Below are 14,114 nucleotides of genomic sequence, written 5' to 3'. Positions count from 1 at the left end.
AAAATTGATTATGAATTGGAGATAAATTTAATTGAGTTTAAAGGAATTTATAGGTATAAAAAATAACTCCATAGTATCTATAGTTGGATGTGGCGGAAAAACAACTTTAATGTATTTATTAGCTAATGAACTTAAAAGTGACAATAAAATTTTAGTTTCAACCACAACTAAAATTTTTATCCCAACAAAAGACGAAGTTGATTATTTAGCTATTGGTGAAAATGAATACAATTCTATGAAAGTTAATATGAAAAATGGAGTATATGCATATGGAAAATCCATAAGCAAAGAAAATAAACTTATAGGTATAGAAAAAGAATTTATAAAAACGTTAACAAAAGATTTTAAATATATTTTATTAGAATCCGATGGGTCTAAAAGAAAACCAATTAAGGGATGGAATGATACGGAGCCAGTAATTTGTGAAGAAACAAACTTAACTATAGGAGTTATGAGCGTTGAAGCATTAGCTCTAGAAATAAATGATGATAATGTACATAGGGTATGTGAATTTAATAAGCTGACTAATAGTTCTTCAGGAGATATTATAAATATAAATCATTTTGTAAAAGTAATATTTAATGATGGTGGCTTGTTTAAATATTCTAATGGAGAAAGAATATTATTTCTAAATAAGATAGAGAAGATTGATGAGAATGATTTAAAGTTGCTTATTAAAGAAATTATCAAAAGAAACGAAAAGGAGAAGCTGTTAGATAAAATAATATATGGGAGCTTAAAAAATAAAATTTATAACAAAATTATCTAAGTATTGATTTGTGGGGGATTACTTAGATGATAAAAAATATTAATTATATTTGATTAAGTAAAGTGATAAAGTAAAAATCATATATTTGTTTTAATATAAACTATAAGAAAGATGGTGAAAACTATGGATTTGAGGACTGTAATAGTAAGAGGTGGGGGAGACATTGCATCTGGAACAATACAAAAGTTATATAGAAGTGGATTTAATGTATTAGTTTTAGAAATAGAAAAGCCAACAGCAATTAGAAGAAACGTAGCATTTAGTGATGCTATATATAATGGAGAAGCTACGGTAGAGGGAATAAAAGCAATTCGTGCATATAATCTAGAGGATATAAATAATGCATTTAAAAATAAATGTATTCCAATAGTGGTTGATGATAAGGGCGATTATATTAGTAGAATTAAGCCATTTGCAGTAGTAGATGCTATACTAGCTAAAAAAAATTTAGGAACAAATAAAAATATGGCTCCAATAACAATAGCACTAGGACCAGGATTTGAAGCAGGTGTTGATGTTGATGTTGTTATAGAAACAATGAGGGGACATAATTTAGGAAGATTAATATTTGAGGGATATGCAATGCCTAATACTGGTGTTCCAGGAGAAATAGCTGGATTTTCAAAAGAAAGAGTAATATATAGTGAAGCAAATGGTATTATAAAAAATTTAAAATCTATAGGAGATATAGTTAAAAAGGATGAAGTTTTAGCTTTAATAGATAGTCATAAAGTATTAGCACCTATAGATGGGTTACTTCGAGGTATTATAAAAGATGGAACAATAGTTGAAATAGGGTTAAAAATAGGTGATATAGATCCAAGACTTAAAGAAATAGATAATTATACTACAATTTCAGATAAAGCTAGAAATATAGGAGGGGGTGTATTAGAAGCTTTATTAATGATGAAGAATCAAAAGGGGATATAAGATTTTTATTTATTATTAAAAGTATAAAAGGTATATAAGATTGGAGTGGGATTTATGAATGAAAAAATATTAATAGAAGTTTCTGAAATATTTAAAAAGAGTGAAAATATTGCATTAGAAATACATTTAATGAAAAATAAAGGTTCATTAACACATAAGAATGACACAAGGAAGGTATGGAGTTAATGATAACAGCTGGGATAATAACTATAGATGATAAGGGATATAAAGAAGAGGATGATTATAGAGGGAGAATAATAAAAAGATATTTAGAAAATAGAGGATATCAAATATTAAGATATAGGATCTTAAAAAGTGATCAAGTAGATTTAGAAAATGAAATGAAGTATATGAGTGATGAGCTAAAAGTAAATTTAATACTAACAACAGGGGGGATTGCATGTCGTCCTACAGATATTGTTCCAGAGGCAACAAGAAATATAATTATAAAAGAAGTAAATGGTATTGCAGAAGGAATAAGATGTTACAATTTACAAATGAGTAAGAATGTAATGCTGTCAAGAGGAGTTGCTGGTATTAGGGGGGAGACATTAATAGTTAATTTACTAGAGAACCCAAAATTTCTAATTTCATCATTAGATTTTGCTATAGAAACCATTGAATATGGGGTAGAAATGGTAATTGATAAAATAAAAGATTGTGTTTTATGATAAAAGAGGTGAACGTATGAAGGTTATAGATGTAAGGGAAGCTATAGGATGTGCTTTATGTCATGATATTACTAAAATAGTTCCAGGAGAATTTAAGGGTGTAGCCTTTAAAAAGGGACATATAGTTGAAGAAAAGGATATAGATGAGCTTTTATCAATAGGAAAAGATCATATTTACATATGGGATGAAGATGAAAATTTAGCTCATGAAAATGAGGCCGCAGAATTCCTTAAGAATATATGTGCAGGTAGTGCATTAACTTTTTCAGAAGTTAAAGAAGGAAAAATAGAATTTTTTGCTGCTATAGATGGGCTCCTTAAAATAGATTTAGATTTACTTGTTAAATTAAACTCTATAGATGAAGTGATTTTATCAACGATTAAGAATGATACAATTGTTAAAAAAGGAGATAAAATTGCAGCAACGAAAGTTATTCCATTAGCAATTAATAAGGATAAGTTATATGAAGCCAAAAGTGTTGCAAGTAAAAAGATAATAAATGTTATCCCAATTAAGCCTAAAAAAATTGCAATAGTTACAACTGGAAATGAAGTTTATTATGGAAGAATAAAAGATGCATTTAAAGGTGTAATAGAGAAAAAGGTATCTAGATTCGGATGTGAAATTATTGGACAAACAATAATAAAAGACGATTTAGAAGAAATAAAAGAAGCAATAAATTATTGGCTAGAAAATGGAGCAGAAATGATTCTTTGTACTGGAGGGATGTCAGTTGATGCTGATGACTTAACTCCTAAAGCAATAAGGGAAATTGGAGCAGAAATTGTTTCTTATGGAACTCCTATTTTTCCAGGTGCTATGTTTTTAATTTCTTATAAAGGAGATATACCAATATTAGGGCTACCTGGAGGAGTAATTTTTTCTAAAGGTACTACTTTTGATGTAATATTACCGAGAGTTTTAGCCGGAGAAAAGTTAACTAAGAATGATATAGCAAGTTATAGTCATGGAGGATTATGTATTATTAATGATTACATATAAGTTACAATAAGATTTAAGGAAGTATTTTATCTATTTAATATACTTATAGTTTTAATTATTTGGATTATTAATTGAAGCATAGATAAAATTAACGCTATAATTAAATCATAAGAGAAAACAAAATATAGTAAATTATAAAATTAAGAGGTGACAGTATGAATATTATAGATTGTAAGGGGCTAGCATGTCCTATGCCTGTTATAAAAACAAAGAAATATTTTGATTTAGAAGACGCAAAGGAAACTTTAGTAATCGTAGATAATGAGGTTGCTAAAAACAATATATTAAGATTAGCTAAGGGATTAAATCTAAATAGTAGCTTTGAAGAAGAAAATGGATTATATACAATTCAATTATCAAAAGGTGAATTTTCAAAGATAGATGAAGAAATATATAAAGAAGAAAGAGTTAATAATACTGTTGCTCCAACCATATTAGTTTCATCAAATTTACTTGGTAATGGAGATGATAGATTAGGGGAAACTTTAATGAAAGTCTATATAAATACTTTAGCAGAAGCAGAAGTACTACCAGAAAATTTAATGTTTATAAATGGAGGAGTAAAGCTGACTTGCTCTGGATCAGATGTTTTAGATAGCTTAAATTCTATGAGAGAAAAAGGCGTAAATATAATAAGTTGTGGAGCATGTCTTGATTTCTATAACTTAAAAGAAGAACTTAAAGTTGGCGAAATAGGAAATATGTATCAAATTATAGACTTAATGAACAAAAGCGGAAATACTATAAAACTATAAATATAAAAGCTACGATAAATAGAATATGGTCCGTAAGCTAAATAGCTACGCAAAGAAGTACTAGGCTTGTAAGAACTACCATGCCAAGAGTTTTGGTTAACTCACTGCACTCAAACAATTAAGAAACACTAAGGACTAGTAGTTTTTCCTTCACCGTACTTCTAGTTACTCGCTATATGCTTATTCACATATTCTATTTATCTTCATTAACCTATATTTATATTTTTAAATAATTAATAAAGTTAGAGAATGAAAGAGTGAAAGAGTTGATGAAAAAAATCCCTGGGAATTTTTGAATAGAAAGTGCTTTGCATTTATATTTTTTTATTTTGCGTCGCAAAACAACATCAATTCTTTCATTTTTTAATTCTTTTATTTTTTATCTATACATTGCATATTTTAATAGTATAAAGTTATTAGGTTTGGTAAATTTTACAAGACACAAAGAGGCTCACGTTTCGTTAGCCTCTTTATGTAGACAATCTATTTAATAGAATTTTTTAATCTTGTGATTGAATTTTTCGTAAAGTTTAATCATATCTAGCTCTGTTGAATAAATTCCAATTTCATCTATTGGAATCCATTTAACGCCACTATTTTCATCTTCTTTTATAAAAAGTTCATCATTTTCATCAGCTTCTAATAAATAAGCAACTGATAAATGTAGGTGTGAAGCTATTTCTTTACCTCTTTTTATATGTGCAGGAACAGGTAAAACATCTAGTGAAAAAATCTTATTATCTAATGCTTTGATATTTTTAACACCTGTTTCTTCTTTAGCTTCTTTTATAGCTACATAAAGTAAATCTTTATCTCCATCAGCGTGTCCACCAGTCCAAGACCAAGAGTTATATATGTTATGATAAATCATAAGGACTTTAGTTTTGTCTTTATTTACTATATATCCAGAACTAGTGATATGAGCAAGAGGATTTTCTCTAGTTAAAAGATTATTAAAGTTATCTATAGCATATAAAATTGCTTCTTTATCTGCTTCTTCTTGTTTAGTATAAGGTATATATTTTTTTATTTCTTCTATCCAACTCATAAATTTCTCCTTTGAATTATAAATTTTATTAATTTTAATTATATAACAAAATATGTGATTAAACTATTAATCTATAGAAAAATAAATATGTAACATATGAAAATAGAGTCGAATAAAATATATCGATGTAGTATATAAAATAGAAGCATCATTATAATTTAAGTTCAGGATGTAAGAGAGGATACAAAATGCAAATTGGTATAAGGGCATTAGACGAGAACTTGAGCTTGCAGAAAAAAAAGCACCCTCTTATACACTGTATCTCTAATTCAGTTGCAGCAAAAGATTTAGCGCAAGGAATTTTATGCTATAATGGTAGCCCTGTAATTGCTAATTCTACTGAAGAAGCACCAGATATAACTTCTAAATGTGATTGCCTATTAATTAATTTAGAAAATTTAAGTGGGGCAATGGTAGAGACAATGGAAAAAGCAATTAGAGTAGCAAGACGAAAAGGCATTCCTATAGTTTTAGATATAACGGGAGTTAATTTTTCTTTTTTTAGAAAGGAAATAGCATTAAGATTCATAAATAGATACAATATAAATGTTGTTAAGGGAAAGTTAGAGGAATTTAAAGTATTAATCCAAAGTGATGATAAATTAAAGAGCAATGACTTTACCTTATCAAAGGTAAAAGAAAATATAGAGGTTAGAGTAAGCCTAAGAAGTTTTTCAAAAAGATATAATATCATAGTAGTAGTTCAATGTGAAGATTATTATTTAACCGATGGATTTAGTGAATTTTATTTAGAAGGTGAGCAAGAACGGTTTAATAATATATTTGGTATTGAAATAATATTATGTGGATTAATTTCAGTAGGGGTCGCATCTGCAAGCAATAATGAACAAATATTTAGAGGCGTCTTAGTTGCTATTATGACTATAGCAGTAAGTGAAAGAATAGTTGTACAAAAGAACTTAAAACCTGAAAAAAGTATATGGTTAAAAGAGTACTTATTAGATGAAATAGAGAAGATAGATGCAGAGAAGCTAAATAGATTAGCGAAAGTTGAGTATTCATTTGTGAGATAAAAAGTTAGAAATAATAAAAAGCTTTGGATAAATCCAAAGCTTTTTTGGTTGCGGGAGCAGGACTTGAACCTACGACCTTCGGGTTATGAGCCCGACGAGCTGCCAACTGCTCCATCCCGCGATATTAAGTTGCTAACCTTAGCTAGTGAATTAAGTATATCATTATTATAACAAAAAGTAAAGGAAAATATGCGAAAATTTTTAGAATATTTTTAAAAAAACTACTTGAAAAACGTTTACAAATGATTTATTATATAGTTAACCGATTTAGTAAACCGATTTACTAAAAATAATTATTAGGAGAGAGATTTATGAATAAGATATGTGTACTTGGAAGCATGAATATGGATTTAGTATTAAAGGTTAATAATATACCACAAGTAGGAGAAACTATTTTATCAAAATCTTTTGAAAAGATATCAGGTGGTAAGGGAGCAAATCAAGCAGTAGCAGCTAAGAGAAGTGGCTCAGAAGTAATAATGATATCTAAGATAGGTAAAGATGATAATGGCTTAATACTTAAAAATAAATTAAAAGAAGATAATATAGATGTAAATTTTATATATGAAGATGAGGAAGAAGCAACTGGAATGGCAATCATAATGGTTAATGATAACGGAAATAATTCAATAATAGTTGTTCCAGGATCAAATATGACAATAAATGAAGAAGAAATTACTAAATCAGAAAAGGCATTAAAAGAAAGTGATATATTGATATCTCAATTTGAAACACCAGAAGAAATTACTTTAAAAGCATTTACAAAGGCTAAAGAATTTGGAAAAGTTACAATATTAAATCCAGCACCAGCAAAAAAAATAGATGAAGAGCTTTTAAAGGTAACAGATATAATAGTACCAAATGAAACAGAAGCAGAAGTTTTAACTGGTATAAAAGTAGAAAATTTAGAAGATGCAAAAAGAGCAGCAGAAGTTTTCCTAAAAAAAGGAGTTAAATTTGTAATTATAACTTTAGGTTCTAGAGGAGCAGCAGTAATAGGAGAAGGCTTTAGTGAAGTAGTTCCAGCATTTAAAGTAAATGCAATTGATACAACAGCTGCTGGAGATAGCTTTATAGGAGGTCTAAGTTCAAAAATAGATGTAAAAAATTTGAATAAAGAAAATCTTATAAAAGCAGTGACATTTGGAAATAAGGTTTCATCAATAGCAGTTCAAAGAAAAGGGGCACAACCTTCAATACCATATTTAAAAGAAGTGGAAGAGGTTTATGGAGAGGAGTAATACAAATGAGAAAAACATCATTATTAAATAGTAATTTAAGTTCAGTAATATCAAAAATGGGACACACAGATATGTTAGCAATAGGAGATTGTGGATTACCGATTCCGAGTGTAACTGAAAGAATAGATTTAGCATTAATAAATGGAATACCAACATTTATGCAAACTTTAAAAGCAACATTAGAAGAACTTCAAATAGAAGAAGTAATATTAGCAAAGGAAACAGAAAATATAAATCCACAGCTTTTTGAAGAAATTAAAGCAATTATAGGAGATGTGAAAATAACATTTGTATCTCATGAAGAATTAAAAAGAAATTTAAAGGAATGCATGGCAGTAGTTAGAACAGGTGAACAAACACCTTATGCAAATATAATTTTAAAATCAGGAGTTGTATTTTAGTTAAGGAGGGTATTTATATGAGTAAAAGAATACCAATGCTAAGAATGGAGGGAGTATCTAAGATATTCCCAGGGGTAAAGGCCCTAGACAATGTTGATATAACAGCTTATGGAGGAGAAGTTACGGCTTTAATGGGCGAAAATGGGGCTGGTAAGTCTACACTAATGAAGATATTAAGTGGAGTATATCAAAAAGATGAGGGTAAGGTATTTATAGATGGAGTAGAGGCACATATAAAAGGAATAAAATCAGCAGAAGAATATGGAGTTACTATTATCCATCAAGAAATGAGCGTTTTAAATAATTTAACAGTTGCAGAAAATATATTTTTAGGAAATGAAAAATTTCATAAGTTTACTGGGAAAATAAATAAAAAGGAACTTATAGAAAGAAGTAAATTATTCTTAGATCAAATAGGTGCAAATATAAATCCCAACACTCTTATTTCTAGCCTTAATGTTGGAGAAAAACAAATGGTAGAAATAGCAAAGGCTTTAACTAAGAATGCAAGAGTAATAATAATGGATGAGCCAACTACAGCTTTAACAGAAGTAGAAACTAAGAATTTATTTAAGGTAATAGATAGTTTAAAGAAAAAAGGTATTGCAATAATTTATATATCCCATAGGATGGAAGAAATATTTGCTATATGTGATAGAGTTGAAGTTCTTAGAGATGGAAAATATGCAGGAAATGCCTTAATAAAAGATATTGATAATGATAAATTAATTTCAATGATGGTTGGAAGAAAAATAGAAGATCAGTTCCCTTATAGAGAGGTAAATAGTGGAAAAGACATTTTAGAAGTTATGAATCTTAACTCAAATGTTGGAATAAAAGATATAAGCTTCAATGTAAAAGAAGGAGAAATCTTAGGAATAGCTGGTCTTATGGGGTCAGGAAGAACAGAAGTTGCAAAAACAATATTTGGAGAATATAAAAAGACCTCTGGAACTATAAAAATAAAAGGAAAAGAAGTTAATATAAAGAATATTCAAGAAGCAATAGATAATGGAATTTGTTATCTATCAGAGGATAGAAAAAAAGAAGGATGTGTTTTAAGTTTATCTGTAGCTGAAAATATGATTTTATCTAATTTAAAAAAATATGAAAGCAAAATGATGTCTATAGATAAAAATAAAGCAATAAAAGATGTTGATTATTATATAGATAAAATTAAGATAAAAACACCAAACAGAGATCAATTAATTAAAAACTTAAGTGGAGGTAATCAACAAAAGGTTATACTTGCAAAATGGCTTATGTTATCTCCAGAAGTACTAATAATAGATGAACCTACAAGAGGGATAGATGTCGGAGCAAAGAAGGAAATATACGAATTATTAAATGAACTTAAAGCATCTGGAAAGGCAATAATAATGATATCTTCAGATTTACCAGAAGTTTTAGGAATAAGCGATAGAATACTTGTTATGAGTGAAGGAAAAATATCAGGAGAATTAAAAAGAGAAGAAGCTTCACAAGAAAGCATAATGAAATTAGCTGTTGGAATGAATAAATAGTTGGGAGGATACAATTATGAATATTAATATAAAAGAAACTGCATCTAAATATAAATCTCTTATAGGACTAGTGCTACTATGTGCGATAATTACATTTGTTACACCATCATTTTTATCACTATCAAATATTACTAATGTTTTTACGCAAGTTTCAGTTAATGCAATAATTGCAGTAGGTATGACTTTTGTTATCTTAACTGGTGGAATAGACTTATCAGTTGGTTCAACTTTAGCAATTAGTGGAGCATTATCAGCATCAATAATTAAATCAACAGGAAGTGTTACATTAGCAATAATAGTTGCGGCATTAGTTGGTATAGCAATTGGTTTAGTAAATGGGCTTTTAATATCAAAAGGTAAGCTACAAGCATTTATAGCAACACTTGCAACAATGACAATATTTAGAGGCGCTACTTTAGTATTTACAAATGGAACTCCAATTTCTAAGTTACCAGAAAAATTCGTTAATATAGGTAATGGAAAAATAGGATTCATGCCAATTCCAGTTATAATTACTGTAATCGTTTCTATAATAGCAATTTATGTTTTATCACAAACAAGATTTGGTAGATATCTTTATGCACTAGGTGGAAATGAAGATTCAGCTAGATTATCAGGTATAAACACAGATAAAATTAAGACTTTGGTATATGTAGTTTCAGGTTTTGCATCATCAATAGCAGGGGTAATTATAACTAGTAGAATAGCATCAGCTTCACCAAATGCAGGAACAAGCTTTGAATTAGATGCAATAGCAGCAGTTGTTATTGGAGGTACATCACTTGCAGGTGGAGAAGGTAAAATAACAGGAACATTAATAGGTGCTCTTATTATAGGAGTGTTAAATAACGGATTAAACTTAATGAACGTATCACCATTTTATCAATCAATAGTAAAAGGATTAGTTATCTTAATAGCAGTATTATTAGATAAAAAGAGCAGAAAGAAAGCATAATTGAAATAGGAGGAGATAACATGAAAGGTATAAAAAAGATATTAGCATTTTCTCTATTAGCCATAATTTCAATGAGTTTCTTTATGGGATGCTCAAATAGAAAGAGTGACAAAAAAGTTGGAATAGTTTTATCCACTTTAAATAATCCTTTCTTTGTTAGTATGAAAGAAGGAGCAGAAAAAGAAGCAGAAAAGCTAGGATTTGAATTAATAGTATTAGATTCACAAAATGACCCGGCTAAGGAAAGATCTAATGTAGAAGATTTAATACAACTTGGTGTAGTAGCTTTATTAATAAATCCAACAGATAGTGATGCTGTTGTAAAATCAGTAGAAGTTGCAAATAATGCAAATATACCTGTAATTACTTTAGATAGACAATCAAACGGTGGAGAAGTTACAAGTCATATAGCTTCAGATAACATAAAGGGGGGAGCTATGGCAGCAGAATTTGTTTTAGAAAAGCTTGGAACTGAGGCAAATATAAATGTAGTTGAACTTCAAGGCATCCCAGGAGCATCAGCAACTAGAGATAGAGGAGCAGGTTTTCATAGTATCTTAGATGATAAAGCAAATGTTAAGTTTGTTTCAAGTCAAGCAGCAGATTTTGATAGACAAAAGGGTTTATCAGTAATGGAAAATATACTACAAGGTAACTCAGATGTTCAAGTAGTATTTGCTCATAATGATGAAATGGCTCTTGGAGCAGCTAAGGCAATTGGAACAAGTAATGTTAAGGCAATGGTTATAGGATTTGATGGAAATGAAGATGCTTTAGATGCAGTTGAAAAAGGAGAAATGATTGCAACTGTTGCACAACAACCAGATTTAATTGGTGCATTAGGAGTTGTATTAGCATTAAAAATATATAATGGTGAAGCAGTAGATAAAGAAATAGCAGCTGATCTAAAAATTGTTAGTAATAAAAATTATTAGTTAATTTGTCAAATAAATATTAGTAAATTATGATATAATCTTATATGTAAAACTGCAATAAGGAGTGGAATTTATGAGCAAGATAACTCTTCTAGATATAGCTCAGTATGCAAATGTATCTAGAACCACAGCATCCATGGTATTAAATAATAAAGATATAAATGTTTCAGAAGAAACAAGAAATAGAATTTTAGAAGCTGCAAAAGAGCTAAACTATATACCAAATTCATTAGCAAGAAGTTTAAGTACAAAAAAAAGTTATACCATAGGTTTTGTTATTCCAGATATAGAAAATCCATTCTTTGCAGAGATGGCAAAAGCTATTGAAATAGAAGCAGAAAAACAAGGATATAGTATAATCTTATGTAATACATTCAATAGTAGTAGAAAAGAAGAAGAGTATATAAGATTATTAATAAGCAAACTAGTTGATGGAGTAATAATTGTAGCAAGTGGTAAGAAAAGTAATTCTATAAATATGCTAAAATCTAATGAAGTACCATTTGTTGTTGTTGATAGGCACATTGATGAAGCAGAAAATGTAAATGGTGTTTTTTGTGATAACGAAGAGGGAATAAAAATAGGTTTGGATTATTTAATAGGAAAAGGATATAAGAATATAGCTTTTGTAGGAGCAACTCAAAATGAAGTAAGCTCAAATTCAAGACTTAGATACTTTGAAAAAATATCTAAGAAGTATAATATTTTTAATGAACTTTTACTAGAAGAGGATGAAATTTCATTACAAGGGGGAATAAATGCAACTGAAAGACTCATGAAGAAAAATAATAATATTGATGTAATATTTTATAGTAGTGATATTATGGCCATTGGTGGAATTAAGTGTTTGATTAGAAAAGGTTTGAAAATACCAGAAGATATAGGAATATTAGGTTATGATAATATAGGAATATGTTCTTATATAGAGCCAGAGTTAACTACAATTGCACAACCAATTTATAATATGGGGAAGGAAGCCTTTAATTTATTAATGGATGTTGCAAGTAATAATAGTAGAGAAAATATTATTAATTTAAAACCATATTTAGTGGAAAGAAAAACAGTAAAATAGATTGGGTGGTGTAAAATATGAATAAAGAAAATTTAATTTCTATTTCTAAGAATGTTAGAAAAAATATAATAGAAATGCTTTGTGAATCAAAATCTGGACATCCAGGTGGCTCATTATCTTGTGCAGATATAGTAACATATTTATATTACGAAAAGATGAATATAGATGTAAATAATCCTAAGTGGGAGAAAAGAGATAGATTTGTATTAAGTAAAGGACATGCAGCTCCAGCGCTTTATTCAGTATTAGCTGAAAAAGGATTTTTCTCTAAGGAAGAATTAAAAACTTTAAGAAAAACAGGTGGCTTACTTCAAGGACACCCAGATTCTAAACATGTTCCTGGTGTTGATGTATCAACAGGATCACTTGGGCAAGGGATATCTAATGCTGTAGGAATGGCTTTAGGATTAAAAGCTCAAAATAATAATGCTAGAGTTTATGCAGTATTAGGAGATGGAGAGCTTCAAGAAGGTTTAGTTTGGGAAGCATCAATGGCAGCAGCTCACTATAAATTAGACAATTTAGTTGCAATAGTTGATTTTAATGGATTACAAATAGATGGTAAAAACGAAGAAGTTATGGGAATTAGTCCTTTAGATGAAAAATTTAGAGGTTTTGGGTTTAATGTAATTGAATGTGATGGACATGATTATGAAGAATTAGATAAAGCATTTAAAAATGCAGAGGAAACAAAAGGTAAGCCAACAGTAATAATAGCGAAGACTGTAAAAGGTAAGGGTGTTAGCTTTATGGAAAATCAAGCAGGATGGCATGGACAAGCACCTAACAAAGAACAAGCAGAACAAGCTATTATGGAAATCATGAAATAGGAGGTATTTATAATGGGTAAGGCAACAAGAGAATCATATGGAATGGCTTTAGTAGAATTAGGAAAAGAAAATGAAAAAGTTGTAGTTCTTGATGCGGATCTTTCTAAATCAACAAAAACATGTGATTTTAAAAATATGTTTAAAGATAGATTTTTTAATGCAGGTATAGCAGAACAAAACTTAATGGGAATGGCAGCAGGTTTTGCTAATGTAGGAAACATACCATTTGCTAGTACTTTTGCAGTATTTGCTACAGGTAGAGCATTTGAAGTAATAAGAAACTCAATATGCTATCCAAAAATGAATGTTAAAATAGCTGCAACTCATGCAGGTATAACAGTTGGAGAAGATGGTGGTTCACATCAATCTGTTGAAGATATTGCACTTATGAGTGCACTTCCAAATATGACTGTAATAGTACCAGCAGATCACAGAGAAGCTATGCAAGCTACAAAAGCGGCAGCAGATTTTGTAGGACCAGTTTACTTAAGATTTGGTAGATGTAATACAGAAGATATATTTGATGATAACTATAAGTTCGAAATTGGAAAAGGTGTAGAGCTTAGAGAAGGAAACGATGTGGCTATAATTGCTACTGGAATGATGGTTCAAAAAGCAATAGAAGCATCTGATAAGTTAAAAGAAGAAGGAATAAATGCAAGAGTTATTAATATTTCTACTATTAAACCAATAGATAAAGAACTAATAATAAAAGCAGCAAAAGAAACAAAGGGAATTGTTACAGCTGAAGAGCATTCAATAATAGGTGGACTTGGAGCAACAGTTTCTCAAGTTGTAACAAGCAATCATCCTACAATAGTTAAAACTATAGGAATAAAAGATACATTTGGTGAATCAGGAACTCCTGATGAATTAATGAAAAAATATGGCTTAACAAGTGATGAAATAATAAAAGCTGTAAAAGAAATTATTTAATATATAAAGTT

Annotated in this window: 16 protein-coding genes and 1 tRNA gene; 15 read left to right on the top strand and 2 right to left on the bottom strand. The window is 29.1% G+C overall.

Annotated elements, in window-relative coordinates; genetic code table 11:
- The first annotated feature begins 31 nt into the window (after positions 1 to 31).
- The 6 genes from yqeC to yedF all read left to right on the top strand — a co-directional run bounded on the left by yqeC (position 32) and on the right by yedF (position 4,128).
- Positions 32 to 769: a selenium cofactor biosynthesis protein YqeC gene (gene yqeC / locus J7M87_RS18430; RefSeq protein ID WP_291653390.1), complete on the top strand. Its 738-nt coding sequence runs from the start codon at positions 32 to 34 to the stop codon at positions 767 to 769.
- Positions 770 to 892: 123 nt separating this feature from the next.
- Positions 893 to 1,699 carry a selenium-dependent molybdenum cofactor biosynthesis protein YqeB gene (gene yqeB, locus J7M87_RS18425; RefSeq protein ID WP_291653388.1) on the top strand — a complete coding sequence of 269 codons (807 nt, stop codon included), beginning with the start codon at positions 893 to 895 and terminating at the stop codon, positions 1,697 to 1,699.
- A gap of 54 nt (positions 1,700 to 1,753) precedes the next feature.
- Complete coding sequence (locus J7M87_RS18420; protein WP_291653386.1) at positions 1,754 to 1,885, top strand: hypothetical protein; 132 nt, start codon at positions 1,754 to 1,756, stop codon at positions 1,883 to 1,885.
- Entirely contained in the window at positions 1,876 to 2,370 is a 495-nt protein-coding gene (locus J7M87_RS18415) for a molybdopterin-binding protein (RefSeq protein WP_291653384.1), read from the top strand. Before J7M87_RS18420 ends, J7M87_RS18415 begins: the two co-directional genes overlap by 10 nt.
- 16 nt (positions 2,371 to 2,386) lie before the next feature.
- Positions 2,387 to 3,373 carry a molybdopterin-binding protein gene (locus J7M87_RS18410; RefSeq protein ID WP_291653382.1) on the top strand — a complete coding sequence of 329 codons (987 nt, stop codon included), beginning with the start codon at positions 2,387 to 2,389 and terminating at the stop codon, positions 3,371 to 3,373.
- A gap of 155 nt (positions 3,374 to 3,528) precedes the next feature.
- The gene (gene yedF, locus J7M87_RS18405) at positions 3,529 to 4,128 is read left to right on the top strand and encodes a sulfurtransferase-like selenium metabolism protein YedF (RefSeq protein WP_291653380.1); all 600 of its coding nucleotides are present in this window, start codon (positions 3,529 to 3,531) and stop codon (positions 4,126 to 4,128) included.
- Between the two features lie 487 nt (positions 4,129 to 4,615).
- On the opposite strand, the gene J7M87_RS18400 is transcribed toward yedF, so the two are convergent.
- A complete protein-coding gene (locus J7M87_RS18400) occupies positions 4,616 to 5,176 on the bottom strand; it encodes an NUDIX hydrolase (RefSeq protein WP_291653378.1) in 561 nt (186 codons plus the stop codon).
- Positions 5,177 to 5,364: 188 nt separating this feature from the next.
- On the opposite strand from J7M87_RS18400, the gene J7M87_RS18395 reads away from it, so the two are divergent.
- Positions 5,365 to 6,210, top strand: coding sequence for a hydroxyethylthiazole kinase (locus J7M87_RS18395; RefSeq protein WP_291653376.1), 846 nt, complete (start codon positions 5,365 to 5,367; stop codon positions 6,208 to 6,210).
- Positions 6,211 to 6,255: 45 nt separating this feature from the next.
- Here J7M87_RS18395 and J7M87_RS18390 read toward each other — a convergent pair.
- Positions 6,256 to 6,331, bottom strand: a tRNA-Met gene (locus tag J7M87_RS18390).
- Between the two features lie 190 nt (positions 6,332 to 6,521).
- On the opposite strand from J7M87_RS18390, the gene rbsK reads away from it, so the two are divergent.
- The 8 genes from rbsK to J7M87_RS18350 all read left to right on the top strand — a co-directional run bounded on the left by rbsK (position 6,522) and on the right by J7M87_RS18350 (position 14,103).
- Positions 6,522 to 7,451: a ribokinase gene (gene rbsK, locus J7M87_RS18385; RefSeq protein ID WP_291653374.1), complete on the top strand. Its 930-nt coding sequence runs from the start codon at positions 6,522 to 6,524 to the stop codon at positions 7,449 to 7,451.
- Positions 7,452 to 7,456: 5 nt separating this feature from the next.
- Positions 7,457 to 7,852 (top strand): D-ribose pyranase, encoded by a 396-nt coding sequence (gene rbsD / locus J7M87_RS18380; RefSeq protein WP_291653372.1) that lies wholly within the window; start codon positions 7,457 to 7,459, stop codon positions 7,850 to 7,852.
- A 17-nt stretch (positions 7,853 to 7,869) separates the two neighbouring features.
- A complete protein-coding gene (locus J7M87_RS18375) occupies positions 7,870 to 9,375 on the top strand; it encodes a sugar ABC transporter ATP-binding protein (protein WP_291653369.1) in 1,506 nt (501 codons plus the stop codon).
- Positions 9,376 to 9,391: 16 nt separating this feature from the next.
- Positions 9,392 to 10,330 carry a ribose ABC transporter permease gene (locus J7M87_RS18370; RefSeq protein WP_008680310.1) on the top strand — a complete coding sequence of 313 codons (939 nt, stop codon included), beginning with the start codon at positions 9,392 to 9,394 and terminating at the stop codon, positions 10,328 to 10,330.
- A gap of 20 nt (positions 10,331 to 10,350) precedes the next feature.
- Positions 10,351 to 11,265, top strand: a complete 915-nt coding sequence (gene rbsB, locus J7M87_RS18365) for a ribose ABC transporter substrate-binding protein RbsB (protein ID WP_291653365.1) — start codon at positions 10,351 to 10,353, stop codon at positions 11,263 to 11,265.
- 73 nt (positions 11,266 to 11,338) lie between these two features.
- Positions 11,339 to 12,337: a LacI family DNA-binding transcriptional regulator gene (locus J7M87_RS18360; RefSeq protein WP_291653363.1), complete on the top strand. Its 999-nt coding sequence runs from the start codon at positions 11,339 to 11,341 to the stop codon at positions 12,335 to 12,337.
- A gap of 17 nt (positions 12,338 to 12,354) precedes the next feature.
- Positions 12,355 to 13,167, top strand: a complete 813-nt coding sequence (locus tag J7M87_RS18355) for a transketolase (RefSeq protein WP_291653361.1) — start codon at positions 12,355 to 12,357, stop codon at positions 13,165 to 13,167.
- A gap of 12 nt (positions 13,168 to 13,179) precedes the next feature.
- Positions 13,180 to 14,103: a transketolase family protein gene (locus J7M87_RS18350; protein ID WP_291653359.1), complete on the top strand. Its 924-nt coding sequence runs from the start codon at positions 13,180 to 13,182 to the stop codon at positions 14,101 to 14,103.
- Positions 14,104 to 14,114: the final 11 nt, after the last annotated feature.

Origin of the sequence: Clostridium sp. (assembly GCF_017888565.1) — a bacterium.
In the GTDB taxonomy this organism is placed as follows: Bacteria; Bacillota; Clostridia; order Clostridiales; family Clostridiaceae; genus Clostridium.
The sequence above is the reverse complement of the archived record's forward strand: the minus strand, read 5'-3'. Positions and strand labels throughout refer to the sequence as shown.